This is a genomic window from Nocardia puris (assembly GCF_036051655.1).
GTDB classification, from domain to species: Bacteria; Actinomycetota; Actinomycetes; order Mycobacteriales; family Mycobacteriaceae; genus Nocardia; species Nocardia puris.
Genome location: NZ_CP107943.1, coordinates 1350924 through 1377516, shown reverse-complemented (window position 1 = coordinate 1377516; position 26593 = coordinate 1350924). Strand labels below are relative to the sequence as shown.

The 26593-nt window shown below is 69.2% G+C and carries 28 protein-coding genes, 1 tRNA gene and 1 pseudogene; 16 read left to right on the top strand and 14 right to left on the bottom strand.

Annotated elements, in window-relative coordinates; translation table 11 throughout:
- Window positions 1–194 precede the first annotated feature (194 nt).
- Window positions 195–458, bottom strand: coding sequence for a hypothetical protein (locus OHB21_RS06060; protein WP_324196566.1), 264 nt, complete (start codon window positions 456–458; stop codon window positions 195–197).
- 541 nt (window positions 459–999) lie between these two features.
- Between OHB21_RS06060 and OHB21_RS06055 the strand changes: the two genes are divergently transcribed.
- Window positions 1000–1836, top strand: coding sequence for a hypothetical protein (locus OHB21_RS06055; protein WP_195126171.1), 837 nt, complete (start codon window positions 1000–1002; stop codon window positions 1834–1836).
- Window positions 1837–1841: 5 nt separating this feature from the next.
- Here OHB21_RS06055 and OHB21_RS06050 read toward each other — a convergent pair whose 3' ends face one another.
- Window positions 1842–2552, bottom strand: a complete 711-nt coding sequence (locus OHB21_RS06050) for a GntR family transcriptional regulator (protein WP_195126172.1) — start codon at window positions 2550–2552, stop codon at window positions 1842–1844.
- Between the two features lie 308 nt (window positions 2553–2860).
- On the opposite strand from OHB21_RS06050, the gene OHB21_RS06045 reads away from it, so the two are divergent.
- The 6 genes from OHB21_RS06045 to OHB21_RS06020 all read left to right on the top strand — a co-directional run bounded on the left by OHB21_RS06045 (window position 2861) and on the right by OHB21_RS06020 (window position 7580).
- Window positions 2861–3091, top strand: a complete 231-nt coding sequence (locus OHB21_RS06045) for a hypothetical protein (protein WP_328437793.1) — start codon at window positions 2861–2863, stop codon at window positions 3089–3091.
- A gap of 173 nt (window positions 3092–3264) precedes the next feature.
- Window positions 3265–3825, top strand: a complete 561-nt coding sequence (locus tag OHB21_RS06040; protein WP_324196567.1) for a helix-turn-helix transcriptional regulator — start codon at window positions 3265–3267, stop codon at window positions 3823–3825.
- Between the two features lie 145 nt (window positions 3826–3970).
- A complete protein-coding gene (locus OHB21_RS06035; protein WP_195126175.1) occupies window positions 3971–5089 on the top strand; it encodes a helix-turn-helix domain-containing protein in 1119 nt (372 codons plus the stop codon).
- Entirely contained in the window at window positions 5086–5847 is a 762-nt protein-coding gene (locus tag OHB21_RS06030) for a helix-turn-helix domain-containing protein (protein ID WP_195126176.1), read from the top strand. Before OHB21_RS06035 ends, OHB21_RS06030 begins: the two co-directional genes overlap by 4 nt.
- Before the next feature lies 1 nt (window position 5848).
- Window positions 5849–6244 carry a helix-turn-helix transcriptional regulator gene (locus tag OHB21_RS37420; protein WP_407675164.1) on the top strand — a complete coding sequence of 132 codons (396 nt, stop codon included), beginning with the start codon at window positions 5849–5851 and terminating at the stop codon, window positions 6242–6244.
- A gap of 1 nt (window position 6245) precedes the next feature.
- The gene (locus OHB21_RS06020; RefSeq protein ID WP_195126177.1) at window positions 6246–7580 is read left to right on the top strand and encodes a tyrosine-type recombinase/integrase; all 1335 of its coding nucleotides are present in this window, start codon (window positions 6246–6248) and stop codon (window positions 7578–7580) included.
- A 105-nt stretch (window positions 7581–7685) separates the two neighbouring features.
- Here OHB21_RS06020 and OHB21_RS06015 read toward each other — a convergent pair.
- The 3 genes from OHB21_RS06015 to OHB21_RS06005 form a co-directional block, all read right to left on the bottom strand.
- A tRNA-Pro gene (locus OHB21_RS06015) sits at window positions 7686–7759 on the bottom strand.
- Window positions 7760–7819: 60 nt separating this feature from the next.
- The gene (locus tag OHB21_RS06010; protein WP_195126178.1) at window positions 7820–8503 is read right to left on the bottom strand and encodes a hypothetical protein; all 684 of its coding nucleotides are present in this window, start codon (window positions 8501–8503) and stop codon (window positions 7820–7822) included.
- A gap of 819 nt (window positions 8504–9322) precedes the next feature.
- Complete coding sequence (locus OHB21_RS06005; protein WP_067507695.1) at window positions 9323–10285, bottom strand: metallophosphoesterase; 963 nt, start codon at window positions 10283–10285, stop codon at window positions 9323–9325.
- Window positions 10286–10401: 116 nt separating this feature from the next.
- On the opposite strand from OHB21_RS06005, the gene OHB21_RS06000 reads away from it, so the two are divergent.
- A complete protein-coding gene (locus tag OHB21_RS06000; RefSeq protein ID WP_067508076.1) occupies window positions 10402–10866 on the top strand; it encodes a GatB/YqeY domain-containing protein in 465 nt (154 codons plus the stop codon).
- Between the two features lie 62 nt (window positions 10867–10928).
- Here OHB21_RS06000 and OHB21_RS05995 read toward each other — a convergent pair whose 3' ends face one another.
- On the bottom strand, window positions 10929–13292 hold the full coding sequence (locus OHB21_RS05995; RefSeq protein WP_067508074.1) for a penicillin-binding protein: 2364 nt from the start codon (window positions 13290–13292) through the stop codon (window positions 10929–10931).
- Window positions 13293–13669: 377 nt separating this feature from the next.
- Between OHB21_RS05995 and OHB21_RS05990 the strand changes: the two genes are divergently transcribed.
- Window positions 13670–13993 (top strand): WhiB family transcriptional regulator, encoded by a 324-nt coding sequence (locus OHB21_RS05990; protein ID WP_067507692.1) that lies wholly within the window; start codon window positions 13670–13672, stop codon window positions 13991–13993.
- Between the two features lie 101 nt (window positions 13994–14094).
- Here the strand turns inward: OHB21_RS05990 and OHB21_RS05985 are convergent, their stop codons facing one another.
- The gene (locus OHB21_RS05985; RefSeq protein ID WP_067507689.1) at window positions 14095–15201 is read right to left on the bottom strand and encodes an ArsA family ATPase; all 1107 of its coding nucleotides are present in this window, start codon (window positions 15199–15201) and stop codon (window positions 14095–14097) included.
- A complete protein-coding gene (locus OHB21_RS05980) occupies window positions 15198–16235 on the bottom strand; it encodes an ArsA-related P-loop ATPase (protein WP_407675163.1) in 1038 nt (345 codons plus the stop codon). The genes OHB21_RS05985 and OHB21_RS05980 overlap by 4 nt, the downstream gene beginning before the upstream one ends.
- A 158-nt stretch (window positions 16236–16393) precedes the next feature.
- On the opposite strand from OHB21_RS05980, the gene OHB21_RS05975 reads away from it, so the two are divergent.
- From OHB21_RS05975 to OHB21_RS05965, 3 genes are read left to right on the top strand one after another with little or no spacing between them, the layout of a single operon-like run.
- Entirely contained in the window at window positions 16394–16558 is a 165-nt protein-coding gene (locus tag OHB21_RS05975) for a DUF4177 domain-containing protein (protein WP_085999251.1), read from the top strand.
- Window positions 16558–17031, top strand: coding sequence for a RidA family protein (locus OHB21_RS05970; RefSeq protein ID WP_195126179.1), 474 nt, complete (start codon window positions 16558–16560; stop codon window positions 17029–17031). Before OHB21_RS05975 ends, OHB21_RS05970 begins: the two co-directional genes overlap by 1 nt.
- A 43-nt stretch (window positions 17032–17074) precedes the next feature.
- Window positions 17075–17866: an MBL fold metallo-hydrolase gene (locus OHB21_RS05965; RefSeq protein WP_067507680.1), complete on the top strand. Its 792-nt coding sequence runs from the start codon at window positions 17075–17077 to the stop codon at window positions 17864–17866.
- 74 nt (window positions 17867–17940) lie between these two features.
- On the opposite strand, the gene OHB21_RS05960 is transcribed toward OHB21_RS05965, so the two are convergent.
- Both OHB21_RS05960 and OHB21_RS05955 read right to left on the bottom strand, forming a co-directional pair.
- Window positions 17941–18615: a Crp/Fnr family transcriptional regulator gene (locus OHB21_RS05960; protein ID WP_011206875.1), complete on the bottom strand. Its 675-nt coding sequence runs from the start codon at window positions 18613–18615 to the stop codon at window positions 17941–17943.
- A gap of 155 nt (window positions 18616–18770) precedes the next feature.
- Complete coding sequence (locus OHB21_RS05955) at window positions 18771–18998, bottom strand: hypothetical protein (RefSeq protein ID WP_084537496.1); 228 nt, start codon at window positions 18996–18998, stop codon at window positions 18771–18773.
- 238 nt (window positions 18999–19236) lie between these two features.
- On the opposite strand from OHB21_RS05955, the gene nth reads away from it, so the two are divergent.
- The 4 genes from nth to OHB21_RS05935 all read left to right on the top strand — a co-directional run bounded on the left by nth (window position 19237) and on the right by OHB21_RS05935 (window position 22547).
- Window positions 19237–19938: an endonuclease III gene (gene nth / locus OHB21_RS05950; protein ID WP_228791714.1), complete on the top strand. Its 702-nt coding sequence runs from the start codon at window positions 19237–19239 to the stop codon at window positions 19936–19938.
- Entirely contained in the window at window positions 19935–20558 is a 624-nt protein-coding gene (locus OHB21_RS05945; protein WP_113975360.1) for a TlpA family protein disulfide reductase, read from the top strand. Before nth ends, OHB21_RS05945 begins: the two co-directional genes overlap by 4 nt.
- A gap of 82 nt (window positions 20559–20640) precedes the next feature.
- Window positions 20641–21357 (top strand): NUDIX hydrolase, encoded by a 717-nt coding sequence (locus OHB21_RS05940; RefSeq protein WP_195126180.1) that lies wholly within the window; start codon window positions 20641–20643, stop codon window positions 21355–21357.
- Window positions 21354–22547: a MarP family serine protease gene (locus tag OHB21_RS05935; RefSeq protein WP_067507668.1), complete on the top strand. Its 1194-nt coding sequence runs from the start codon at window positions 21354–21356 to the stop codon at window positions 22545–22547. The genes OHB21_RS05940 and OHB21_RS05935 overlap by 4 nt, the downstream gene beginning before the upstream one ends.
- Window positions 22548–22662: 115 nt before the next feature.
- Here the strand turns inward: OHB21_RS05935 and OHB21_RS05930 are convergent, their stop codons facing one another.
- The 4 genes and pseudogenes from OHB21_RS05930 to acs all read right to left on the bottom strand — a co-directional run bounded on the left by OHB21_RS05930 (window position 22663) and on the right by acs (window position 26441).
- On the bottom strand, window positions 22663–23598 hold the full coding sequence (locus OHB21_RS05930; protein WP_067507665.1) for an alpha/beta fold hydrolase: 936 nt from the start codon (window positions 23596–23598) through the stop codon (window positions 22663–22665).
- 51 nt (window positions 23599–23649) lie between these two features.
- Window positions 23650–24150 (bottom strand): phage holin family protein, encoded by a 501-nt coding sequence (locus tag OHB21_RS05925; protein ID WP_067507662.1) that lies wholly within the window; start codon window positions 24148–24150, stop codon window positions 23650–23652.
- 105 nt (window positions 24151–24255) lie between these two features.
- A pseudogene (gene nhaA / locus OHB21_RS05920) lies at window positions 24256–24399 on the bottom strand (Na+/H+ antiporter NhaA); the annotation flags it as partial.
- 89 nt (window positions 24400–24488) lie between these two features.
- Complete coding sequence (gene acs / locus OHB21_RS05915) at window positions 24489–26441, bottom strand: acetate--CoA ligase (RefSeq protein ID WP_328437776.1); 1953 nt, start codon at window positions 26439–26441, stop codon at window positions 24489–24491.
- Between the last annotated feature and the right edge of the window lie 152 nt (window positions 26442–26593).

The window sequence follows — 26593 nt, the reverse complement described above, 5'->3', positions numbered from 1 at the left end:
TCAACCACACGAGTCGGGGTGACAGGATTTGAACCTGCGACCTCTTCGTCCCGAACTACCAGGTTCGGCATATGTGCAGGTCAGGGCATTTTCGGGTGGAATTGGTGACGTTGGCTGACCTGCGGCGTTGTCGTTGGTCGTGTTGGCCGCGCGGTGCGGCAAACGGCGCTATTGCGTACCCGTTGCGTACCGAATCAGCGAGGTTGGTCGAGCACCCGGACCAGTAGGTCACGGACCTCGGCAACGGTCTCCTCGATCGACCGAACTCGAACGTTCGTATCGGCGAGTTTCGCGTCGGCGCGCTCGGACGCCTGGTCGACCTTCTCCGCGACCTGGTCCAGCCGCTCTCGGGTCTGCTGGCTGAGCGCGTTCACGACGGCGAGCACGGCTCGGTAGTCGGCGCGCTCGGCTTCCAGCGCGGCCACACGAGCTTCGAGTTCTGCGAGCGAGGCGGTCACGAATCCGATGGTACCGGCGGCGCCTGGCTGCCACCTCCTCATTGTGGTCCATCCCCGCCCCGTACACCACCGCACCGCCTCAGCTCGAACCCAACCGCGCACCCCACCGCGTGCCCTCCGGCACCGTCCAGCCCATCGGACCACTACGCCAACTACGTCGAAACGCAACGGGCGCTCCTCAACTCAGCCACCCACCCAAGCCAGCCCCCTTGTGGTCACACACCCCACTTCCTCACTCTCTCAACCTCTCTCACCTATTTACTCAACTGAACCACCTTGGCTCTCGCTCTCGCCTTCCTGATTCTCTGCGAACAGCGAAGCCGTAGAGAATCAGGAAGGCGAGAGCGAGAGCCCTGCACCGGAGGTGCAGGTCAAACGGTATGACTGCCGGAAATTCTTGGACCAGGCGGGGACCTCACAGCTACGGGCCAGCTTCGGGCCGACTTCGGGCCATCTCCGGAACGGAGTCGCCGGACCTGCGGGCGCAAGACCTCGGCGAAGTGGCAGCGGAAGCCACTCCGGCCAAGCGAGAATGGGGCGCATGACGGAACTTGCACTCACGGTCGAACGACGGGCACAGCTGTCCGATCTGCTGGGGGACGATGCTCGTCTGCGCGCTCAGTTCCCCAAAGTTGCGGAGTACCTGGACACCGCTCTCATGCTGCCGGGCACCGGTGACGATCGCGCCGACGCGGCGTTCGACTTGAGGCTCGTCAACTTCATGACCGGTGGCGAGGCGGAGAGCCGGAATCCGTACTGGGACATCGTCGCTGCCTCGGTGTTCGAGCACGAGGGGCGCCGTGTTGTGAACGGCGGCCGAGACCAGGGCAGTGCGCGTCTCGGGTACGCACAAACCGTCCTGCAATCGACGTACGCATACGCGATCCCATCGCCCGAGACGGTTGCGTGGGCTGTCGCCTTCTGTGACGGCTGCCCGGTTCTCGAACTCGGCGCCGGCCGCGGCTACTGGGCGGCGCAGCTCCACCAGGCTGGGGCGGCAGTAGAGGCGTACGACTCCGAGCCTCCCGGCGAGGCCGAGAACGTCTCATTTCCTGGAGCTGTAGGCCAGCGTGACACCTGGTACGCGGTGCGTGGCGTCGACGTGTTCGAACAGCGAACTCGCGACTGCGCTGACACCGTCTTGCTTCTCTGCTGGCCTCCTGGATGGGGTAACCCCATGGCGTCGGAAGCGCTCGCTCGCTTCCAGCGCGGGGGCGGCAGCCGCGTTCTGTTCGTCGGCGAGCCCCAAGGGGGGAAAACTGCGGATGACGCCTTCTTCGATGCCTTGAACGCCTGCTGGAAGTTGGAGACCGAGGACGAGCAGTTCGTCTCTTGGTGGAACCTGGTCGATCGGGCACAAGGCTGGGTTCTTCGGTAGTCCCACTACACGTTGTGGTCTGGCGAGCCGGTCGGTTTAGCCCCAGCGTCCAACCGCATCCGAAACACGAAGGCGTCGTAGCGATCGCGTGGGTAGGAGATCTCGGACAGCATTAGAAGCTGCCCGTTCTCTCCGAGGTACCTCTGGCGCACCGCCTTGGTCAGGTCTCCCGGAGCCGCGCCCAGCCACTCCGCATGCACTGGGGTGGGAATGCGGTCGGAGACCATCTCCTCCAGCACCACAGCGTGCGAGATATCCGGAGCACCAACAGGTTCGTAGGTGTCCGAGATCGAGATCGGGCGGCCATCCTCGGCTGCCCGAGTGATCGTGTGCCGCAGTTCTACTGCCGCATCCGGGGCGACGCCGAACTCGTGCGCGAGATCTCCGGTGGCTGCGACGAGGCTCGTCTCGCGGTCGATGCGCACCTCTCGATCCGACTCGTGCCCGTACGTGTCTTCAGGGTCTTCCATCTGACGCTCTGGAGCTACGCGAACGAGGTTAGGGCTGTCGGTGACGAACGTTCCGCGCCGGGGAACTGTGCGAACAAGGCCCTGCCTCTCCAGAAGCTGAATCGCCTGGATGACAACGATCTTCGAGACGCCGTGCCGCTCGACGAGCTCGCTGAGACTCCGAAGCTGGGTGCCGCCAGGAAGCTCGCCGCTTCGGATCTGCCGTGCATACATCGCTGCGATCGAGACGTAAGCGGGTTCAGTCAACGCGAGGATGTCCTCTCTTGAGCGGCCCAAATGAAAACCATTTTAGACATGCACAGCTATGCATGTACAGCATAGATGCGCAGGAAGTCTTGTGTATATACAGTTGAGTATATACAGTTTCGTTTGCTGAGTTGGTCCGGTGGAGCTGGTGACGACGCGGCGACAAGAAAGCAAGAAACTCCCTGGCAGTTGGAGCTGCCAGGGAGTCCGATGACCGAGCTGGGCGGCAACCCACTCGGTCTTCACTTCTCGGATTGGAGCCCAGAAGCATGTCCAGTGTAGAGCGTGTCGAGTCGTATAACCGGGCGGTGTTCGCATCGTCGGTGCTTGACGATTTGGAGCGGCAGGGTGTCTCGGAGCGTGACATTCGTACGGCGTTGGGGTGGCGGGAGAAGTTCCGCGAGACCTATGACGCGCCGTGGCCCGGTATGCGGTCCGAGCACGAGATCGGCTCGTTCGCCCGCGTGGCGGGCGCCGAGCACGAGCGCGGGGTCGTCGCGGATCGCCCGGAGCGGGCGGGTGCGGAGCGTTCGCGATGAGCGAGTCCGAGTCGAAGCCGACGATGTTGAAACAGCTTCTCCAGCAACGTGATTTGACTTCGTATAAGGAGTTCCGGCGGGAGTTCGATCGGGTCGCGCGTCGGCTCGACCGCAACGCTTCCGGTCATGTTCCCTCGGCGTACGCGTTCCGGGACTGGGTCAATGGTCGCACTGTGCCTCGTGACGGGTTCCGCCGCGATGTGCTGGAGGCGATGTTTCCGGGCCGAACCGTGAGCGAGTTGCTGCGCTCGCCGGACGCGCCCGCGCCGCCCGCGCCGAAGAATCCGCAGGAGGAGTTGGGTGCGCTGCTCAACCATTACCGCACCAAGGCGCTGGTCAGTCAGGAAGCGCTGGCCAGGGAGTGCCTGCTGGACCCGTCCTATGTCCGGCATGCCGAGCGGGGGCGGGCCATTCCGGCGCGCCGGTTCTGGGCGGAGGCCGATATCGCGCTCGCGGCCGAGGGCGCGTTGGTTACGGCGTATGACCAGTGGGCCGAGCCGCGGAACAAGCCGCGTGAGGGGGTGCGGGTGCTGGCCCGCCGCCAGCTCGACGCGTCGAGTCCCCGCATGAGTGAACTGCTCGCCCGAGCCGACGCGTCCGCCACGTTCAAGGAACGCGACCTGCGCGGCCCCGCGGGCGCCCGCCCCGCCGGTGACACACCCGCCGGGGGGCTGTCCCGCGACGACGCGCCCGGCGAGCGCCCGGCACGCCGGATCCGCACCCGCGCCCGCTGACCTGGCGGACCACGGGGACGCCGAGGGTGTCGCGGGCTCGCGCGGGGACGTCCCGAGCTGTCCCGCTCTGCGGTGTCGATGCCTTCGGCGTTCGAGTCCTGTTGAACAACAGCACTTTCCACACTTTCACACTCAGGAGGGTCCTATGACCACAACCAGGGAGGCGGGGCACGCCACCGACGCACCCGCACCGACCTGCGCGGGCGACGCCACCCGCGCGGTCGCGCGGCCGGCCGACCCGTACGCGGCGCTGGAACTCGCCCACCGGGACGCCATCGTGGGCGGGCTGCGCGACCGCGGCCAGTCCTACCGCCAGATCGCCGCGACACTCGGGATCAACACCCGCAAGGTCGAAGCCATCCTCGGCGAAGCCGCACGACTCCGCGAAAACGGCTACAGCACAAGAGAAATCGCCGAACGAATCGGCGCACCCCGGACCACCGTGCAACGCCTTCTCCGGCCGCAGAAGTCCGCACTGTCGCTCTCGACGGCGCGGAAGTCGCTCGCGCTGGCGGGGTTGTCGGAGATGTACGGCATGCAACTCGACGTGCTCGGTTGGTTTCTCGGCATGTCGGAGCCGCACACCTATGTTTTGGTGCGCCAGCTCCGAGAGCAGCGGTTGCTGTTGCCGTTGATGGAGGTGCAGCCGGGTATCAAGTGGGTGGTCCCCACGCGGGATGCCGCGGCGAGTGTGTTGGGGTGGGTGCCGCGTTCGACGTGGCGCCCGCCGCTCAAGGACGCTGCCCACTACCGGGCGGTCGCTCAGGCCCGGATCATGCTCGTGGGCGCCGAACCTGGTGTGTGGATCTCGGAGCGGCAGTTGCGTCACGACGCCGAACACGCTGCGCGCCAGGAGAGTTCGCGTGGCCGCCGTGCGGTGGGGCATATCCATGATGGCCGGTTCCTCGGCGTGGTCGATGGCACCTACGGGTGGTGGGCGCTGGAAGTCGAACTGACCGCGAAAAGCACCGCGAACATGGACACCGCGCTGCGGGGTGCGATCCGCACCGCCCGCGACGCGGCCCCGGACCCGATGATCGGGGTGCTCTATCTGGTGCGCGGGCGGGACGTGAACCGGGTGGTGCTGGCCGCTGCCGAGCGGCTTCCGGCCGAATTCGCCACGCTGGACATGCATCTGGTGGTGCGCGACTTCGCCACCGACTGGGCACGGTTCCTCGACCACCGCACCGCCCTCGCCCAGGCTCGCCGCGCGGCGCGGCCGGCCACACCCCGCACCGGCACCGCCAACGGTGGTGTGGCATGAGCCGCGCCGGTGCTCCGCGCAGCGAACGCGACGGGCGCGCCCTGGTCGCCCTCGTGCAGCAACGCGCCATCCAAACCGATGTCCTGACCGACTACCTCGCGATCAGCCGATCCCACGTCTACGAGACGCTGAAATCGCTACGCACCGAAGGACTCGTCCGCCCGCTGGAAACCCACTCCGCGGGCGCCCGCTGGGCCGTGCCCACCAAAGCGGGTGCCCGCTGGGTGACCGGACGCAACGAACCCGACTGGACCCCTTCCCCGTTGTGGTGCCCCCACGGACGCGCGGTCACCCAAACCCGTATCGCGCTCGGCGCGACCGGGCTCGACGCGTGGACCTCCGAGCGGGAACTGCTGACCGAGACCGGTGGACGGCGGATGCGCTACCCGTATGACGGCCGATGGACCGACCCCACCTCGGGGGAGTGGGTCGCGGTCCGGGTGGACATCTCCAACCTCGCCAGCAACTTCCGCGCCAACCTCGCCGCCACCGTCGCCCGCACCGAGCACGACGGCTGCGACCGGCTGCTCTACGTGTGCGGCGGTGTCGCCATGCCCGACACCGTGCGACGCCACGCCACCCAGACCGGCCACGACGTGCCGGTCGACGCGGTCGATTTCGACGACCTGCTCGACCACTGGCGACAGCGCACCGACCGGCAGGCGACAGCAGGCGACACCAGCACACCCGACCCACGCCACCCCACGAAACCACAGGTCACACCCGGTACTAGCCGGGACCGACACCGGAGCCGATGACATGACAACCAACCCGACCGGGGCGCGCCTGTCGCCCCACGGCGGGCAGGCGACACCCCACGCGACACCCGCCGTCGCCCGCGACACCCGAAGCGACACCAAGGCGACACCCGCCGCCGCCGACGACACCCGAAGCGACACCCCGGCGACACCGCCCGCGACACCCCGAAACGAGGCCACCATGACCCACACCCTCAGCAACCCCGACCGCTTCCTCCAGGCCACCGACTGCGAAGCCCTCACCGGCATCCCCGCCGCCACCTGGCGCTACTGGGCACACATCGGCAGCGGGCCGGCCAGCTTCAAACTCGGCCGCCGCCGCGTCTGGCGTGAGTCGACCATCCTGGCCTGGATCGCCGAACAGGAACAGGCCACCTCGACCGGCGGAGCTGCCTGACATGGCCACCACGAGTGCAGGCGCGAACTCACCGCAGTCGGTGCCGTTCCCGGCGTTCCTCGCCGCCGACCGGTCCACGCCGACCAGAGCCAAGAGCAGCGACCCACAGGCCCGGCCGGTGAATCGCCGCAACCGCCGCGCCGGAGTCGAAGACCTCTGGACCAAAGACGAACGCCAACAAGACGGCACGATCCGGCGCGTGCCGTCCAAACTCCACGGCAAAGGCAAACGCTGGCGTGCCCGCTACGTCGACGACACCGGCAACGAGCACACCAAGCGCTTCGCCCGCAAGACCGACGCGCAAGCATGGCTCGACGCGCAGGTGAGCACGGTGGTCCAAGGCAGCCACGTAGCTCCGTCCGCGGGCAAGGAACTGATCGCTGATGCGGGCGACCGCTGGCTGAAGGTGCAGGCGCACCTGAAGCAGACCACGACGTCGACCCGCGAATACACGTGGACAGCGCATGTCAAACCGCGATGGGGACGCGACAGCCTCAAGGACGTACGAAAGTCGGCGGTCCAGTCGTGGATAGCTGAGATGGTCGCGGCCGACGTCGGCGTTCCCACCATCGAGAACGCCGTGGGGATACTGCGGATGATCCTCGAGTCGGCCGTCGAAGATCGACAGATTGCACTGAATCCCTGTGCGTCCGTGAAGCTTCCGCGACGAATGCACAAGCCGCGTGGATACCTGACCCATACGCAAGTGGACCAACTCGCACACGAGGTTGCCGAACACGCGACGGCGGTCCGATTCCTCGCATACACGGGCCTACGCTGGGGTGAAATGGCAGCGCTCCGCGTCTCGAACTTCGACATGCTGCGCCGCCGCGTCAACGTGATCGAAGCCGTCGCAGAAGTCCGCGGCAAGCTCGTCTGGTCGACGGCGAAGGATCACGAACGTCGCTCGGTTCCCTTCCCCGAATTCCTCGCCAACGACCTCGCCGCCCTGATGACGGGCCGAAACCGTGACTCCCTGGTCTTCCGGTCCGACCGAGGCAAGACGCTCCGGGTGTCGACGTACCGGCCTCGAGTATTCATGCCGGCCGTGCGGCGGCTCCAAGCGGCGGCCACCAAGGCGCGCGCCGAGGAACTGGCGAGCGGGAAAGGACTACGTACCCCCGAATTCCCCACGGTCACACCGCATGACTTGCGACACACGGCCGCGTCGCTCGCCATCAGCGCCGGAGCGAACGTCAAAGCGGTACAGACCATGCTCGGGCACAAGTCCGCGGCGCTCACCCTCGACACCTACGCCGACTTGTTCCCGGACGACCTCGAAGCCGTCGCGGAAGCCCTCGACGCGGCGGTCCGCGCTTTGCGCACTGCGTACTGACTGCGTACCCACGCAGGAAAACCCGGCCGGGCGACCCCCGGATAGAAGAGAGCCCCTGACCGATAATCCCCGGTCAGGGGCTCTTTCGTGTCTCAACCACACGAGTCGGGGTGACAGGATTTGAACCTGCGACCTCTTCGTCCCGAACGAAGCGCGCTACCAAGCTGCGCCACACCCCGTGGCTTGAACCTGGAGTAGCTTACAACAGGTCGGGTCCAGACGTTAAACCGGCAGGTCAGTCAGCCTTCGTGGGGGCGGATGGTGCGGAAGATGCGCTTGGCGATCTCGGTGTCGACGGCGCCGGGGACGCCGGTGTCGGCGGCGATGACCAGGACGACGGTGCCGGTGTCGGCGGGGGCGGCGAAGGTGTAGATGGTGTACTCGGTGGCGCAGCCGGGCTGGGAGGCGGGGATGGCGCCCTTGGACTCGACGAAGGTGCCGTTCTGGGCGCCGTCGAGGGAGGCGAGGGGCTGGGGTGCGCCGGTGGGTCCGCCGCCGGTGGAGTCGGCGTAGGCGGCGCGCGCCGTGCGGGTCGCGAGTTCCGTTGCGGCGCCGGAGGTGTCGGTGTTCTGCGAGCTGGTGACGAAGGCGACGGTGCGCGTGGAGCCGGGGCAGTAGTCCTTGCCCTCGAACGCATAGCCCTTGCCGCTCACGGCGTCGGGCGGGGTGCCGAAGCCGCCCGGGGTGCCGGATTCGGCGACGGTCCAGCCGGCGGGCACGTCGTAGGCGGCGCCGTTGTCGGGCGCGACCACCACCTGGTACCCGGGCACCACCGGCGGCCCGGCCTGCACGGACGTGGAGCGCCGCGACAGCGACGCCTCCGACGCGGTGAGCGCGCTCACCATCGCGGGCGCGTCCTCCTCCCCGCCGCCGCTCACCACCACCGCGACCGCCCCACCGGCCACCACCACTCCGGCCGCCACCGCCCCGGCCCATGCCTTCCACCCCAGCGGGGTTCGTTCATGCTGGTGCGCTCCGGGGCCGGGAGGCGCCGGGAAACCCTGCGGCGCCGAGTACCGGGGAGAGGTGAAGTTCAGCTGGGCTGTGTGCGCGTCGAATGCCGGGGCGGACGTGTAGGCGGGCCGCTCGGTCTCCGGCGCCGACGGTGTCGGGTGCGCGGTCTGCCTCGGTGTCGTATGGGTTGTTGCGTACCCCGGGCGGTCCGGCTGCGGCGACGCCTCGGGGGACGGCGCCGGCTCGGTGCGCGTGCCTCTCGGGGATGAAATCTCTTGTACGGGAGCCACATGCGACTCGTCAGCCCCCGGAGCGGGTGCCGAGATCCGGGGAGCGCCGCCGAGGCCTTGGTGGAGGGGCGGCAGGGCGGTCGGAACCGTTGTGCCCATGGCGGATTGGGGAGGGGGAGTGATCCCCGGCAGGGTCAGGGGGATGTCGTTGGACGCGGACGGAACGTCGGGGGCGGGGAGCGCGGTGGCGACGTCTCCGGGGTGGTCCGGGTGTATCCCCGTGGGGATCGGCTCGGTCAACGGCTCGCCGGACCCTCTGCTCAACGTCGTCCCCTCCTCGACTGTCTCCAGTTTCGGCAAGCGACCATACCGGGCCATGCAGATCGAGCTCAACTGCTACACCCGCCCCATGACCCGTCTCGCCCCGCGCGAAAGGTCAACCCGGGCAACGGTTCGAGACACTCGGGCGACGCAGATGCGCACGATCTGAAGGGTCGACGAAAGGAACGCTCAGCCGCCGGAGGACGGCCGAGCGTCAGTCAGCGAATCGGTACGCCCTCAGCGCGCGACGGTCTCCGACGTCGACACTCCACGATCACTGTCCGAGATCGGACGCTTCGGGGGAGCGGCGACGAGCGTGAGGAGGGTGGCTTCGGGGCGGCAGCAGAAGCGGTAGGGCGCCCAGGGCGACGTGCCCACGCCGGCGGACACGTGCAGCTGGGTGTGCGCGCCCCACTTCGACGGGCCCTTCACGCGCGACTTGTCGATACCGCAGTTGGTGACCAGCGCGCCGTAGCCCGGCAGCACCAGCTGACCGCCGTGCGTGTGCCCGGCCAGCACCAGGTCGTAGCCGTCGTCGGCGAACCGATCCAGCACGCGCGGTTCGGGCGAGTGGGTGAGGCCCAGGCGCAGGTCGGCCAGCGGGTTGGGCGCGCCGGCCACCGTGTCGTAGCGGTCGCGCTGCAGGTGCGGGTCGTCGACGCCGGCGGTGGCGATGCGGATGCCGCTCACCTCGAGGTCGCGGCGCACGTGGGTGAGATCGAGCCAGCCGCGTTCGGTGAACGCCGCGCGCAGGTCCTTCCACGGCAGCGGCGCGCCGTACACGCGGCGGTGGTCCTTCTTGAAGTACTTCAGCGGGTTCTTCGGCACCGGCGCGAAGTAGTCGTTGCTGCCGAACACGAAAAGTCCTGGGCGGGCGAGCAATCCGCCGAGCGACTGCACCACGGCGGGCACGGCCTTCTGGTGCGACAGGTTGTCGCCGGTGTTCACCACCAGATCCGGCTCCAGCCGGTCCAGTTCGCGCAACCACTGCTGCTTGAGCTTCTGGCCCGGCGTCATGTGCAGGTCGCTGATGTGCAGCACGCGTAGACTCGATGATCCCGGCGGCAACACCGGCATGGTCGCCTCGCGCAGCACGAACGCGTTGCGCTCGATCAGGGAGGCGTAACCGATTCCAGCTACCGCGGCACCGGTGGCTCCCAGTGCGGTTCTGCGGACGGCGGACGTCGAGATCACGGGCATTTGCCCAGCATAGGTGAGCCCGCCGCGGATCGCCGAGTGTGTTTCCGCACAAGCTCGGCGCGGCCACCGGCGAAATGTGGTGGGCCGGTTCCCCGGGAGCGGCTACCGTGTGGCACATGTCGGAACTCAAACAGCGGCTGCGGACGGACATGACCGCCGCGATGAAGGCCAAGGACACGCTGCGCCTGTCGACCCTGCGCATGCTGCTGGCCGCGATCCAGAACGCCGAGGTCGCGGGCACGCAGGCGCGCGAACTCTCCGACGCCGAGGTGATCGCCGTCCTGCAGAAGGAGGCGAAGAAGCGCAACGAGTCGGCCGAGGTCTACACCCAGGCCGGTCGCGGTGAACTCGCCGCGAACGAGCACGCCGAGGCCAGGATCATCGACGAGTACCTGCCGACCCAGCTCACCGAGGCCGAGATCGCCGATCTCGCCGACACCGCCATCGCCCAGGTCGCCGAGGAGATCGGCGAGCGGCCCGGCATGCGCCAGATGGGCCAGGTCATGAAGGCCGCCACCGCGCTCGCCGCGGGCAAGGCCGACGGGTCGCGCATCTCCGCGGCCGTGAAGGCCCGGCTCTAGCCGGATCCGCGAACGCGAACGGCCGACCGGAGTTTCCGGTCGGCCGTTCGTCGTTCACTGGACTATCGGGGCCACCACGGTGGGAGTGGGAAGCCGGGCGGCAGCGCCGGTGGTGGCGGCAGGTTCGGCACCGCGGGCGGTGGCGCCGGAGCCGGCGCGACGCGTTGCGTGCCGTCGCTGACGTAGATCGTGATGACCGAGCCCGGGATCGCCGAACCGTTCGGCGAGGTGCTCATCACGCTGCCCTTGGGCGGCGGCCCGGTGCCGGTGACCGCCGAGACCTGGAAGCCCGCGGTGGTCAGCGCGGCGGTCGCGTCGGCCTGCGACATGCCCGCCACGTCGGGGACCTGCGCGTTATTGGCGCCGCGCACGTATTTGTCGTCCAGCGGTGGCAGCGCGGCGGGCGGGAACCGGTCCACGATCGGTTTGATCGCGTTGAACCAGGTCCGCGCGGGTTCGTTACCGCCGAACAGGTTGCCGCTGCCGCAGCTGCGCAGCGGGAACGAGCAGATCTCACCGGGGGTAGGGCTGTCGCCGTACACGTAGACCGCGGCGGCCAGCGAGTTGGTGAAGCCGAGGAAGGCCGAGGAGCGGTGGCTCTCGGTGGTTCCCGTCTTGCCCGCCATCGGCAGGTTCCAGCCCACCGACTGGGCGGCCGCAGCGGCGGTGCCCGCGGTGTCGTCCTTGCTCAGCGCGTTGGCGAGGGTGTTGGCCAAGCCGGGCTCCACAACCTGCTCGCACGCCTGCTGGGTGAGCGGCACCGGCTTGCCGTAGCGGTCGACGACCTCCTTGATCGGCGACGGCGGGCACCACTTGCCGCCGGAGGCCAGCGTCGCGGCCACGTTGGACAGTTCCAGCGCGTTGATCGCGACCGGGCCCAGCGTGAACGAGCCGAGGTTCTGGCTCTTGATCATGTCGGCCAGGCTCTGGTTGCTGATCCCGGAGCTGCCCGGCTCGGTGAACGAGCGCATGCCCAGGCGCACCGCCATATCGACGGTCGGTCCCACGCCGACGGCCTGGATCATCTTCACGAACGTGGTGTTCGGCGAGGTGGCCAGTGCCTCGGTGACCGACATGGGCGACTTGTAGGCGCCCGCGTTCTCCACGCAGTAGGTGGCGGGCGGGCAGCCGCGCGCGCCGCCGTCACCGAGGCCGCGGGCCTCGAAGCGGCCGGGCACGTCGAGCTGGGAGTTGATGCCCATGCCCTTCTCCATGGCCGCGGCGGTGGTGAAGACCTTGAAGACCGATCCCGCGCCGTTGCCGACCATGGAGTACGGCTGCGGCAGCAGCGTCTCGTTGGCGTCGCGGTCCAGGCCGTAGGTGCGGCTGCTGGCCATGGCCAGCAGCGGATGCGAGTCCTGGCCGGGTGCGATCACCGACATGACCTCGGCGACGTGCGGGAGGTTCGGGTCGGCGTGCTGCACGACCGCGCGCTTCACCGAATCCTGCACGGCCGGGTCCAGGGTGGTACGGATCAGGTAGCCGCCCTTGTCGATCTGCTCGCGGCTGATGCCGGCGTTGGCCAGGTACTGCAGCGCGTAGTCGCAGAAGAAGCCGCGGTCGTTGGCGGCGATGCAGCCGCGCGGCAGGCCCTTGGGCTCGGGGAGCACGCCGAGTGGCTCCTCCTTGGCCGCGCGGAATTCGGCGGCGCGGGCCGGGATGTTCTGGATCATCGTGTCCAGCACGGTGTTGCGGCGCTCTCGCACGCCCTGCTCGTTGGTGTACGGGTTCAGCTTGGAGCTGGACTGCACCATGCCCGCGAGCATCGCCGACTGCGCGACGTTCAGCTGCGAGGCGTCGATGCCGAAGTAGGTCTGCGCGGCGTCCTGGATGCCGTAGGAGGAGTTGCCGAACGGCACCAGGTTCAGATACCGGGTGAGGATCTCGTCCTTGCTGAGTTCCTTGTCCAGGGTGAGCGCCATCCGGATCTCGCGGATCTTGCGGGCCGGGGTGGTCTCGATGGCGGCGCGGCGTTCGGCGTCGGTCTTGGCCAGCACCAGCAGCTGGTAGTTCTTCACGTACTGCTGGTCGAGGGTGGAGGCGCCCTGCTGGACCTCACCGCTGGTGGTGTTGGTGAGGAACGCGCGCACGGTGCCCTGCCAGTCCACGCCCTGGTGTTCGGCGAAGCGGCGGTCCTCGATGGAGATGATGGCCAGCTTCATGTCGTTGGAGATCTTCTCGCTGGGCACCTCGAAGCGCCGCTGCTCGTAGAGCCAGGCGATGGGCGTGCCGTCCGCGTCGACCATCGTCGACACGGCGGGGACGATGCCCTCGACCAGTTCGGCGGCGACGTTGTCGACCGCGTCGGCGGCGCGGTTCGAGACGAATCCGAATCCGCCCGCCAAAGGGAACAGCAGCCCGGCGACGAGCACGGCGGCCAGCGCGCAGCTGCCCGCCAGCTTCGCGAGCGTATGTGTGATCGGCACGTTCGGCACGTTCCCCAGACTACGGGGTGGCTCCGCGACGCTCTCGGGTGTGTTTGGCGGACCGCCGCGACCGGCGCTCCTCGCGGCGCGCAGGGCGTGTCGCACCGGCGTGTACGGCGTGTCGCACGCGGGCGAGTCGCAAAGAGAGCCGACCGACCGGTTCGCTATCCGAATAGGAGGGACGGTCGTACCAAAAATTCTCGAGACGGTCTTGCGCTGAAGCCCAACCTTTACCTAGATTGAGAACCCAGTGTGATGGAGCTAACACTCAAAGTGGAATGTGGTTCAGTTCGCAGCGGGGTTCGGGTTGCTGTGAGCTGGCACGCGATTCTGGAGCGCCGTTGACCCGGTGTTCGGACTGCAAAGGGGCACACCAAATGCATACGACAACCCCCATCGCTCGATTGGACGTGGAGCAGGCCGAAGCGCGAATCGCCTGGGTATCCCAGGCCCGATGCAAGGAAGTGGATCCCGATCAGCTGTTCGTCCGCGGCGCGGCGCAGCGCAAAGCGGCGACGATCTGCAGGCACTGCCCGGTCCTGATGCAGTGCGGGGCCGACGCTCTCGACAACCGGGTGGAGTTCGGTGTGTGGGGCGGCATGACGGAGCGGCAGCGGCGGGCGCTGCTCAAGCAGCATCCCGAGGTGACCTCGTGGGCCGACTTCTTCCAGGCCCAGCGCCAGCACCAAGTGGCGATGTAACCCCTCGCGAAACGAGACCGAGCCCGCAGATCTGCGGGCTCGGTCTCGTTGGGGCCTATAGCAATTCCGATTCAATACCGAACGTTACGGTCCGGTGCGGCTCACGCGGACGCGGCGGTGAGCTGATCGCCCACGGCGCGCAGCGCCTCCAGATCCGCGACCTCGAACGGCAGCGCGGTCACCGCCGCGATCGGCACCCGGGGGTGGGCGCCCGTGAAGCGGTGCAGCAAATGCTGTTCGCGCCGGGAGGTGGCCACCCGCTCGGCGTGGATGCGCAGCACCGCGCTGGTGAGCGGATCGGATTCGGCCAGCTGATCGGCCGCGGTGAGCGCGTGATCCGGGGAGAGCGCACTCAGCGCCGGATGCGTGCGGTTGAGGACCAGCCCGGCCAGCGGCATGCGCTCGGTGGAGAGGCGGTCCACGAAGAACGACGCCTCGCGCAGCGCGTCCGGTTCGGGGGCGGCCACCACGAGGAAGTGGGTGCCCGGCTTGGAGAGCATCGCGTAGGTGCGGTCGGCCCGGTCCTGGAAACCGCCGAACAGCGATTCCAGCGACTGCAGGAACAGCGACGCGTCCTTGAGCATCTGGCCGCCGACGATCGTCGACACGCCGCGCATGGCCAGGCTCATCGCACCCGTCACGAACCGCCCGACACCGCGGCCCGGCGCCATGATCAGCCGGATCATCTTGCCGTTGAGGAACGTGCCCAGTCGCTTGGGCGCGTCCAGGAAGTCCAGCGCGTTGCGCGAGGGCGGGGTGTCCACGACGATCAGGTCCCATTCGCGCCGGGAGGCGAGCTGGCCCAGCTTCTCCATCGCCATGTATTCCTGCGTGCCGCCGAACGACGAGGCCACCGTCTGGTAGATCGGGTTGGCGAAGATCTGCTCGGCCTTCTCGGGGGTGGTGTGCTCGAGCACCATGTCGTCGAAGGTGCGGCGCATGTTGAGCATCATCGCGTGCAGTTCGCCCTTGGCCTCCGGCCCGAGCTCCACCCGCTGGGGGGCGTTGTCCAGGTCGGCCACGCCGAGTGACTGGGCCAGCCGGCGCGCCGGGTCGATGGTGAGCACCACGACCTTGCGGCCCACCTCGGCGGCGCGCAGCGCGATGGCCGCGGCCGTGGTGGTCTTGCCGACACCGCCGGAGCCGCAGCACACCACCACGCGGGCGGTGGGATCGGCGATGATCCCGTTGATGTCCAGCGCGGTCATCGCACCCCCTGCGCGTTCAGGTGTTCGGCTAGTTCGTACAGGCCGCCCAGGTCCATGCCGTCGGGCAGGGCGGGCAGGTACAGCTGGGACACGTCGACCTTGTTCAGTTCGGCGGCGCTCGCGTCCTGGGCCGCCAACCTGGCCGAATGCTCGACGGTTTCGGTGATCAGGCCGTCGAAGTCCTCCCGGGACAAGGTGATTCCCGCCTTCTCCAGGCCCGCGCGCACGCCGTCGCGATCGACCTCGCCCAGCGCCGCCCGGTTGCGGACGTCGGCGGGCAGGAATCCCTCGCCGGCCCGGTTCACGATGACGGTGCCGATGCGCAGATCGCCCGCGGTGAGTTCGGCGACGGCGTCGGCGGTCTCCTGCACCGGCAGCGCCTCCAGCAGCGTGACCAGGTGGATCATCGTCTCGTCGGAGTGCAGCAGCCGGGAGACGCCCTCGGCCTGCGCGGCGATCGGCCCGCCCTTGGCGATTTCGGCCATGGCGGTGGTGACGTCGAGGAAGCTCGCGATGCGCCCGGTGGGCGGGGCGTCTACGACGATCTCGTCGTAGACCCGCTTGCCCGCCTTGTCGACGCGGACCGCACACTCCTTGATCTTGCCGGTGAGAATCACGTCACGCAGGCCGGGCGCGATGGTGGTGACGAACTCGATCGCGCCCATCCGGCGCATCGCCCGTCCGGCGAAGCCCAGGTTGTAGAACATGTCGAGGTATTCGAGAAAGGCGTGCTCGATGTCGAGCGCCAGCGCGACCACCTCGCCGCCGCCGTCGGCTGTGGCGATGCGGGTCTCGGTGGGCGGCAGCGGCGGCAGGTCGAAGAGCTGGGCGATCGATTGCCTGCTCTCCACCTCGACCAACAACACCCGCCTGCCCCCGGCGGCCAGCGCCAGTGCGAGCGCGCCGGCGACGGTGGACTTCCCGGTTCCCCCCTTGCCCGAAACATAGTGCAAGCGGGCCTTTTCCGCGCGCTTCGGCCAACCCGTTTCCAGCCCCGGCTCCGCCGAAATGGGCACTGCTGTTGGTACTCCCACGCTCGCGAGCCTATCGCCCACTCCCCGATCACGTGCCGGGGATCCGGTTTGCGGGCCGATTCCGGATGCTCCTGTACCAGACAGCGGCGCCGGAACGGGGCGCGGAAAAGCGCCACCCGGGAGGCGGAGCGCACCGTTCGCCCGGCAGGATGCACACCATGAGTGATGTGACCCTGTGGGAGTACGCGACCGTTCCGCTGCTGACGCACGCCACCAAGCAGATCCTGGACCAGTGGGGCGCTGACGGCTGGGAGCTGGTGACGGTGCTGCCCGGCCCGACCGGCGAGCAGCACGTGGCCTACCTGAAGCGCCCGAGGCAGTAGTGGCAGCCGAGGCGGCCCCCCCGTGGCGGAAGAACCTGGAGCGGCTCGGCCTGTCCGTGCCCGCGGTGGCCGCGCCGGTCGCCGCGTACATCCCGGCGGTGCGCACGGGCTCGCTCGTGTACACCTCGGGTCAGCTGCCGTTCGTCGACGGTGAGTTGTCGGCGGTCGGCAAGGTCGGCGCGGACGTGACGCTGGAGGCCGCGGCCGAGGCGGCCCGGCTGTGTGCGCTCAACGCGCTGGCGGCCGTGCATGATCTGGTCGGGCTCGATGAGGTGGTGCGGATCGTCAAGGTGGTCGGATTCGTGGCGTCCGCGCCCGGTTTCGCCGATCAGCCGCTGGTGATCAACGGCGCGTCGGAGTTCCTCGGCGAGGTGTTCGGCGAGGCGGGCGCGCACGCGCGTTCGGCCGTCGGCGTGTCCGAGTTGCCCAAGAACACCCCCGTCGAGGTCGAACTCATCGCCGAAGTGCGTTAGACAGGGTGTCGGACACCGATTCTCTAGCGATGTAGGTACCGCGATGACGCTGACCCATCCCGCGTACGGGCACGTGCGCCAGGTGACGCCCACGGCGGCCGTGCTGCTGGCGGACAATCCGGGCAAGATGACCCTGGACGGCACCAACACCTGGTTGCTGCGCGCGCGGGACTGTCCGGACTACGTGGTGGTGGACCCGGGGCCCAAGGATCACAAGCACGTCGAGGCGATCGCGCGGGCCACAGACGGGCGCATCGCGATGACCTTGATCACGCATCGCCACCACGACCACACCGGGGCCCTCGACCGGCTGGTGAAGCTGACCGGCGCCCCGGTGCGGGCGGTGGACCCGTCCTACCTGCACGGCTCGGGCGAGCCGCTGGCCGACGGCGAGGTCGTCTCGGCGGCCGGGCTCGACATCGGCGTGCTCGCGACCCCCGGCCACACCGGTGATTCGGTGAGTTTCGTGCTGGCCGACGCGGTACTCACCGGCGACACCATCCTCGGCAGCGGCACCACCGTGCTGGACTCCACCGACGGCACCCTCGCCGACTACCTCGGCTCGCTGGACCGGTTGGTCGAGGCGGGCACGGGCAAGGCGCTGCTGCCCGCGCACGGCCCCGACCATCCCGACCTGGAGCCGGTGGCGCGGTACTACATACGGCATCGACACGAGCGGCTCGACCAGGTGCGCGCCGCGCTGCGGGAGCTGGGCGAGAACGCGGGGGCGATGTCGGTGGTGCGCAAGGTGTACGCCGACGTCGACAAGCGCCTGTGGCCCGCCGCGCACAGTTCGGTGAAGGCGCAGCTGGACTACCTGCGCAGCGAAGGCTGAGCACACGACGGCCCGCCGCGACCAGTGGAGCGCTGGTCGCGGCGGGCCGTTCTCGTCTTCGGGTGCGGCCCGCGTCAGCGGGCGCGGCGGGCGAGGCGCTCGGAATCGGAGATGAGCACGCTCTTGCCCTCGAGCCGCAGCCAGCCGCGGTGCGCGAAGTCGGCCAGGGCCTTGTTCACGGTCTCGCGGGAGGCGCCGACGAGCTGGGCGATCTCCTCCTGGGTCAGGTCGTGGGTGACCCGCAGGGCGCCCGCCTCCTGGGTGCCGAAGCGCTGCGCGAGCTGCAGCAGCGCCTTGGCCACGCGACCGGGCACGTCGGTGAAGATCAGGTCGGCGAGGTTGTTGTTGGTGCGGCGCAGGCGGCGGGCCAGTACGCGCAGCAACTGCTCGGCGATCTCCGGACGCTGGTCGATCCAGGACTTGAGCGCGTCCCGGTCCATCGTCACGGCGCGGACCTCGGTGACCGTGGTGGCGGTCGAGGTGCGCGGGCCCGGGTCGAAGATCGACAGCTCGCCGAACATGTCCGAGGGGCCCATGATCGTGAGCAGGTTCTCCCTGCCGTCGGGGGAACGGCGGCCGATCTTCACCTTGCCCGAGGTGATGATGTAGAGCCGATCGCCCGGTTCACCCTCGTTGAAGATGACATGGCCGCGCGGAAAGTCCACGGGCTGAAGTTGTTTGGCGAGTGCCGCGACCGCGGTGGGCTCAACGCCTTGGAAGATGCCTGCTCTGGCGAGGGCCTCGTCCACGAATGTGCTCCTTATGGGAAATGGCTCTGGGCTGGACCGAAGCGCTTCGGCCAACAGCGCAGTCTACGCGGCAATCCGCCGGCGTAGTGACAGACACCACGTAACGAGTGGATTGCGCGGTGTCGCGCTATCGGGGAATCGGGCGAATCCGCCGCTCAGCTCGCGCGTGCGACGTCGAGGTCGTCGGTGCGGCTGCGGCGCCTGCGCATCTTGGCGACGGCGGCCGGCAGTCCGGCCTTGGTCAACTCCTTGACCTCGGCGTTGCTGGCCCTGTCCAGGTACTGCTGAACCTCGGGATCGGGTTCGAGAATTTTGCGGAGCCGATTCTCGACCCGCTCCATCAGCAGTGCGAACAGCATCAACACCACTGGGAAGAGCACCACAGCGAGTCCTTGCATAACCAGGAGTAAACACGCTGAAGGTCTCAGATGGAACACGGCAACCGATCTGAACGGGCGACTTGTCGCCCCGGTTCCGTATGGTGGACGCGTGCCAGCCACCCCCTCGACAGCCGTCGCGGGCTCCCCGCGCGCCGCCGTCGGGGCGACCGCCGCGCAACCCGCCACGCCCGCGCCCCGCAAGCGGAGAAGCCGCGCGCGACAGGCGGAAACGCGCCTCGGCCTGGTGCGCCGCGCGCGCCGCATGTACCGCACCCTCTCGGCCGAGTTCCCCGACGCGCACTGTGAGCTGCATTTCACCGATCCGCTCGAATTGGCGGTCGCGACAATCCTTTCCGCCCAGTGCACCGACGAGCGCGTGAATCTCACCACTCCCGCGCTGTTCGCGAAGTACCGCACGGCGCGCGACTACGCCGAGGCCAATCGCGCGGAGCTGGAGGAATACATCCGGCCGACCGGCTTCTTCCGGAACAAGACCAGCTCGCTCATCGGGCTCGGCCAGGCACTGGTCGAACGCCACGATGGTGAGTTACCTCACACTCTCGACGAATTGGTGAAACTGCCCGGCATCGGGCGCAAGACCGCCAACGTCATCCTCGGCAACGCGTTCGACGTGCCGGGCATCACCGTCGACACCCATTTCGGCCGCCTGGTGCGCCGCTGGGGGTGGACCGAGGAGGAGGACCCGGTCAAGGTCGAGCACGCGATCGGCGCGCTGATCGAGCGCAAGGACTGGACCATGCTGTCGCACCGGGTGATCTTCCACGGGCGGCGGATCTGTCACGCGCGCAAACCCGCCTGCGGCGCCTGCCCGCTCGCCGACGACTGCCCGTCCTTCGGCGCGGGCCCCACCGAACCGGAACTCGCCGCCAAATTGGTGAAGGGGCCGGAGCGCGAGCATCTGCTCGGGATGGTCGGGCTGTGACACGAGGGCTGCGCTGGGGGCTGGTCGGGTTGATCGTCGTCGTCGCTGCCGCGGTCGCGCTGTGGCCGCGTGGCGGTGACGAACCCGCCACTCCGGAGCGACCCGCGGCCACCGCCGCTCCCGTCGCCGCGCAGCAGCGCGCCGAGGCCGCGCTCGCGCCGTGCCCGAGCGCCGTGCCCGGCGCGGTCGGCTCCGGTCCGCTGGCCGGGATCACGCTCGGCTGCCTCGCCGACGGCTCCTCCGTCGACCTGGCCGCCGCGCTCGCGGGCCGCCCCGCCCTGCTGAACCTGTGGGCGTACTGGTGCGGGCCGTGCGCCGAGGAACTGCCGATGCTGCGCGAATACGCCGAGCGCGCGGGCGATTCCGTCACCGTGCTCACCGTCCACAGCGATCCCGACGAGGCGAAGGCCCTGGCCCGGCTGAGCGGCTTGGACGTGCGCCTGCCCGGCGTGCTGGACGCGGACACCCGCGTGCGCAACGCCGTCGAAGCGCCCGCGGTGCTGCCGATTTCGGTGCTGATTCGCGCGGATGGTTCCCTCGCGCAGGTTGTTGTGCGTACGTTTACCGGGGTCGACGACATCGCCGACACGGTGGCGGCGGCCCTCGGAGTCCGGGCGTGATGGCGCGCCGGACGGATCGTTCTGCTGTGGAGGTGGTGGTGGGCTCGAGCTCCGGGGGCGGCGCGGCCGCGGAGGGCGCGGCATGATCGCGCTTCCGCCCGGTACGCCGCCGTGGCTGCGCCGGGCCGTCGAATCCGGTGGCGCCGACACGAGCGACACGCTGACGATGGCCCGCGCCCTGCGCCGCGCCATGACCGTGGGCAAGGAGCCGCGTCAGGCGGCGGTGCTGGTGCTGTTCAGCGGTGCGCCCGAGGACGATCCGGTCGCGCCCGGCGGGGTGCCGCACGACGCCGACGTCCTGCTCACCCAGCGCGCCTCCACCATGCGACAGCACAGCGGCCAGGTCGCGTTCCCCGGCGGCGCTGTGGATCCCGGTGACGACGGGCCGATCGATACGGCGTTGCGCGAGGCGTGCGAGGAGACGGGTCTGATCCCCGAGCACGTGGAACCGCTGGCGGTGCTGCCCAAACTGTTCGTCCCGCCATCGGGTTTCGACGTCACACCGGTGCTGGCCTACTGGCGCACGCCCGGTGAGGTGCGGGTGGTCGACCAGGGCGAGACCGAACGCGTTGTGCGCGTGCCCCTCTCGGAGATGCTGGACCCGGCCAATCGGTTCCTGGTGCGCGGGCGGTTCGGGTACCAGAGCCCCGCGTTCGCGGTGGACGGGATGCTGGTGTGGGGGCTCACCGGCGGGATTCTGGCGGGGATATTCAAGGCCGCGGGCTGGGAGCTCGACTGGGACCGCGACGATGTGCGTGATCTGGAGGAGGCGCTGGCGGCGGTGGGGATGACCTTATGAGTTCGTCTGCTTGGCTCGACATCATCGTGGTGCTGCTCGCGCTCGCCGCCGCGGCGTCCGGGTGGCGGCAGGGGGCCGTCGCCTCGGCGCTGGCCTTCCTCGGCGTGGTGCTCGGCGCCGTCGCGGGCATCCTGATCGCGCCGCACATCCTGGTCCACGTGGACGAGGGCCGCACCAGGGTGCTCACCGGTGTGCTGCTGATCGTGCTGCTGGTGATCGTCGGCGAAGTCGCGGGCATGGTGCTCGGCCGCGCCGCGCGCAGCGGGATGCGCCACCCGTTCACCCGCAGCGTGGACAGCGTGGTGGGCGCGGTGCTGCAGGCCGTCGCGGTGCTGGTCACCGCGTGGCTGCTGGCGCTGCCGCTGGCCACCTCGTCGCAGCCGTCGATCGCGACGGCGATCAACGGGTCGCGCGTACTGGCCGACGTCAACGAGGTCGCGCCCAACTGGCTGCGCAAGGTTCCCAACGAATTCTCCAAGCTGCTCAACACCTCCGGCCTGCCGGACGTGATCGGGCCGTTCGGCCGCGCGCCGATCGCGGCGGTGGAGCCGCCCGATCCGAGCGTGCTGTCCAGTCCCGTGGCGGCGTCGCTGCAGCAGAGCGTGCTGCGCATCCGCGGTGTCGCGCCGAGTTGCCAACGCGCGCTGGAGGGTTCCGGTTTCGTCATCGCGCCGGAGCGGGTGATGACCAACGCGCACGTCGTGGCGGGCACCACCAGCGTGTCGGTGGACACGCCGCGCGGTCCGCTGGAGGCCTCGGTCGTGCTGTTCGATCCGTCGAAGGACATCGCGGTGCTCGCGGTGCCCGGCCTGGTCTCGCCGGTGGTCCCGCAGGCCCCCGCGCCGGCCCGCTCGGGTGACAGCGCCATCGTGCTCGGCTACCCCGGCGGCGGCCCCTACACGGCCAGCGCGGCCCGCGTCCGCGAGACCCTCGACCTGACCGGCCCCACCATCTACCGCAACGGCACGGTCGAGCGCGAGGTCTACACCGTGCGCGGCCTGGTCCGCGCGGGCAACTCGGGCGGCCCGCTGGTCGACACCGAGGGCCAGGTCCTCGGCGTGGTCTTCGGCGCCGCCGTCACCGACGACGACACCGGCTACGTCCTGACCCTGGACGAGGTCCGCACCGAACTCGACTCCGCCCCGGTGGTGTCGGCCCCGGTGGACACGGGAGCCTGCGTCCTGAGCTGAGCGGGCACTACCGGGCTAACCCCAACGCTCGACCAGAACGCCCCATCCGCACCCTCCCAACCACCTCGGGGGGGAGCCCGACGACCGAACACGCGCGCCCCGGCGCGCCGACAACTCAGCCCAGGAACTTCGCCAGTTCCGCCACTACCGCGTCCGGATTCTCCTGGTGCGCGAAGTGCCCGGCGTCGGGGATCGTCACCAGCTTGCGGCGTGGCGCCCACCGGTGTCCGCGGTGCAGCGTCGCGCTCAGCAGGTAGTCGTCGTGTTCGCCGCGCATGGCGAGGACGGGGATGCGGATCGGGGAGCGCACGGTCGCCATGAAGCGGCGGCCGTCGGGGCGCCATTGGCTGCGGAAGGCCCAGCGCTGGTACTCCAGCGCGCAGTGGGCGGCGCCGGGGATGCGGATGGCGGTGCGCATCCGGCGCGCGGTGTCGGTGAATTCGTCGGTGCCGGACCATTTTCCGGTCACCCGGCGGCGCAGCAGCCGTTCCACCTCCGCCCCGTCGGCGGTGGTGAGCCGGTGCTCGGGGTAGCGGGGGAGCTGGTAGCGCAGGAAGTCGGGCAGCCAAGCCCGGCGCTGGCGGCGGTCGCGCAGCACGGCGCTCTTCAGCGCGGCCGGGTGCGGGGAACCCACCAGCGCGATGGAGCCGACCAGGCGCGGGTGCAGGATCGCGGTCGCCCAGCAGACCAGCCCGCCCTCGGCATGCCCGACCAGCGCGGCCTCGGTGTGGCCGAGCGCGCGGATGAGCCCGGCGATATCGCCGGCGAGGGTCCAGCCGTCGTAGCCGCGCGGGGGTTTATCGCTGTCGCCGTAGCCGCGCAGGTCCACGGCGACGGCGCGGTAGCCGAGGTCGGACAGCGCGGTGAGCTGGTGGCGCCACGTCCACCAGAAGTCGGCGAACCCGTGCAGCAGCACGACGAGCCGGGCGTCCGCGCGCTCGGGTTCGGCCTCCACCACGTGGAATCGAATGCCGTTGGCGCGCACGTCCCGATGGATCCAGGGGCCGTCGTAGCGGACGGTGGAAGGATCAGGAAGCAGGTTCACCGACACGCCGATCGAGCGTACTGGGCGGATGCGCGGTCATGTCGGCGACCCGCGCCGTCAGTGCTCGCGCTTGGTGAGCGCGGGCGTGTCGGGCGCGCCACCCAGCCCGGCGGGCAGCACCGAGCCGGCCTGCTTGAGCGAGTTGATCGTCTTCTCGGGGGCGCGCAGCTTCTTCACCTTGCGGTAGCCGAGGAAGCCGAACAGCGCGGCGATCAGCACCATCAGCGCGAACACGATGCCCGAGGCGGCCGAACGCGGCAGCCAGATGTCGAGCAGATCGGCGAGGAAGAAGAAAAAGAAGAAGCTGCTGAACAGCAGGACGGTCAGCGCGACGATGAAGAAGACGCTGCCCTGCACGCCCTTCTTGATCTCGCCCGTGACCTCGGCCTTGGCCAACTCCACTTCGGCGCGCACCAGCGTCGACATCTGTTCGGTCGCGTCGCGCACGAGCGAGCCGAAGCTCGCGGAACCGATGGGGTTGGCGTCGGTCAGCGGAATCGAGGTGACCGTGCGACCGTCGCGCGCGTCGTTCCCGTTACCGCCCTGGGTGAAACTCACTTGGTCGACCCTTCTCCCTGTCCCGGCACTGCTGGCTCCGTTCTGTGCGCGGCGGCACCCGCCACGGTCACGCAGGCTACCGTGTGGGCGCGCGGCCGCGCCGGTTCATTCCTCTGGTTGTAGCGCACGGGCGGTCCGCCGCGCCCGGTGGACACGCCCACGCCGCAACAGTAGCGCCGAACCGGCCAGGGACGCGGACATGGAGGTCACCAACACCGACCCTTTGACCAATTCGGCCGCCGATCCGTCGCGGGCCGGACTTCCCGGCACTCTTGTGCGATCTCAACCGGCGGGGCCGGTGACCCCGAAAGATCACCGGCCTCGTCGTGCGGATGCGGTCAGGCGTTCTCGGCGCGGATATTCTCGAAGACTGTGGGGTCGACGAGGGTGGAGGTGTCGCCGAGGGGGCGTCCTTCGGCGGTGTCGCGCAGGAGTCGGCGCATGATTTTGCCGGAGCGGGTTTTGGGGAGTTCGGGGACGATGTGGATGGTTTTGGGTTTGGCGATGGGGCTGATGGTGTGGGCGACGTGGTTTTTCAGCTCGTCGATGAGGGGTTGGCCGGTGTCGGGGGTGTCGGCGGTGAGGATGACGAAGGCGACGACGGCTTGGCCGGTGGTGGGGTCGGTGGTGCCGACGACGGCGGCTTCGGCGACGCCGGCGTGGCCGACGAGGGCGGATTCGATTTCGGCGGTGGAGAGGCGGTGGCCGGAGACGTTCATGACGTCGTCGACGCGGCCGAGGACCCAGAGGTCGCCGTCGGTGTCGAGGCGGGCGCCGTCGCCGGCGAAGTACCAGCCGTGTTCGGCGAAGCGTTCCCAGTAGGTTTGGCGGTAGCGGTCCATGTCGCCCCAGATGCCCCGCAGCATCGACGGCCACGGCTGGTCGAGCACCAGGTAACCGTTCGCCTCGGTTTCACCGAGCTGGACCTGGTTGCCGTCCTCGTCCACCACCCGCGCGCTGATCCCGGGCAGCGGTGTCTGCGCCGCACCGGGTTTGGCGGCGGTGACGCCCGGTAGCGGGGAGATCATGATCGCGCCGGTCTCGGTCTGCCACCACGTGTCCACCACGGGCGTGCGTCCCGCGCCGATGGTGTCGCGGTACCAGCGCCACGCTTCGGGATTGATCGGCTCGCCCACCGAACCCAGCAACCGCAAGCTGGACAGATCGTGCGCGGCCGGAATCTCCTTGCCCCACTTCATGAACGTGCGCACGAGGGTGGGCGCGGTGTAGTAGATCGTCACGCCGTAGGTCTCGACGATCTGCCAGTGGCGGTGCTCGTCGGGGTAGTTCGGGGTGCCTTCGTAGACGATTTGGGTGGCGCGGTTGGCGAGGGGGCCGTAGACGATGTAGCTGTGGCCGGTGACCCAGCCGATGTCGGCGGTGCACCAGTAGATGTCGGTGTCGGGTTTGTGGTCGAAGACGTTGTGGTGGGTGTAGGCGGCTTGGGTGAGGTAGCCGCCGCTGGTGTGGAGGATGCCTTTGGGTTTTCCGGTGGTGCCGGAGGTGTAGAGGATGAACAGGGGGTGTTCGGCGTCGAAGGGTTGGGCTTCGTGGTCGGGGGAGGCGGCGGCGACCGTCTCGTGCCACCACAGGTCACGGCCCTTACGCATCGGCGTCTCGATCCCCGTGCGGCGCACCACGAGTATGTGCTCGACCGTGGTGGGCGCGTCGCCGGGCGCGTCGAGCGCTTCGTCCACCGCCGCCTTCAGCGGGGCGGCGCTGCCGCGACGCCACTGACCGTCGGTCGTGATGATCAACCGGGCCCGCGCGTCGTCCACGCGCTGGCGCAGGGCGGCGGGGGAGAAGCCCGCGAACACCACCGAATGGGTGAGGCCCAGGCGCGCGCAGGCCAGCATCGCGACGATCGCCTCGGGGACCATCGGCATGAAGATCGCGACCCGGTCGCCAGCCGTCAGGCCCAGGTCCGTGAGGTAGTTCGCGGTGCGGGACACCTCGGCGAGCAAGTCTTTGTAGGTGAGGGCGCGGGTGTCGCCCGGCTCGCCCACCCACTGGATGGCGACCTTGTCGCCGTACCCGTCGGCGACGTGGCGATCCACGCAGTTGTAGGCGACGTTGAGCTGTCCGCCGACGAACCATTTCGCGACCGGCGCGTCGCTCCAGTCCAGCACCTGGTCCCACTGGCGATGCCAGTGCAGGCGTCCGGCCTGCTCGGCCCAGAAGCCAAGCCGGTCCGCCTCGGCCGCGGCGTAGAGCGAGGCGTCGGCGTTGGCCTGCGCGGCGAATTCCGCGCTCGGCGGGTAACTGGCCCGGTGATCGGTGGTTTCGGTCATCACGTCTCTTCTTTCGCGTCGACTCTGCCACCCCCGACCCTAGCCAAGTGTGACCTACGCCGCGTCCGCGTCCGCGCATCCGTTCCGGCCGCCGTCGGCGGCCCGCCGGTGTTTCGCCGATGTTGCCGTATCGGTAACAAGCGACTATCGCC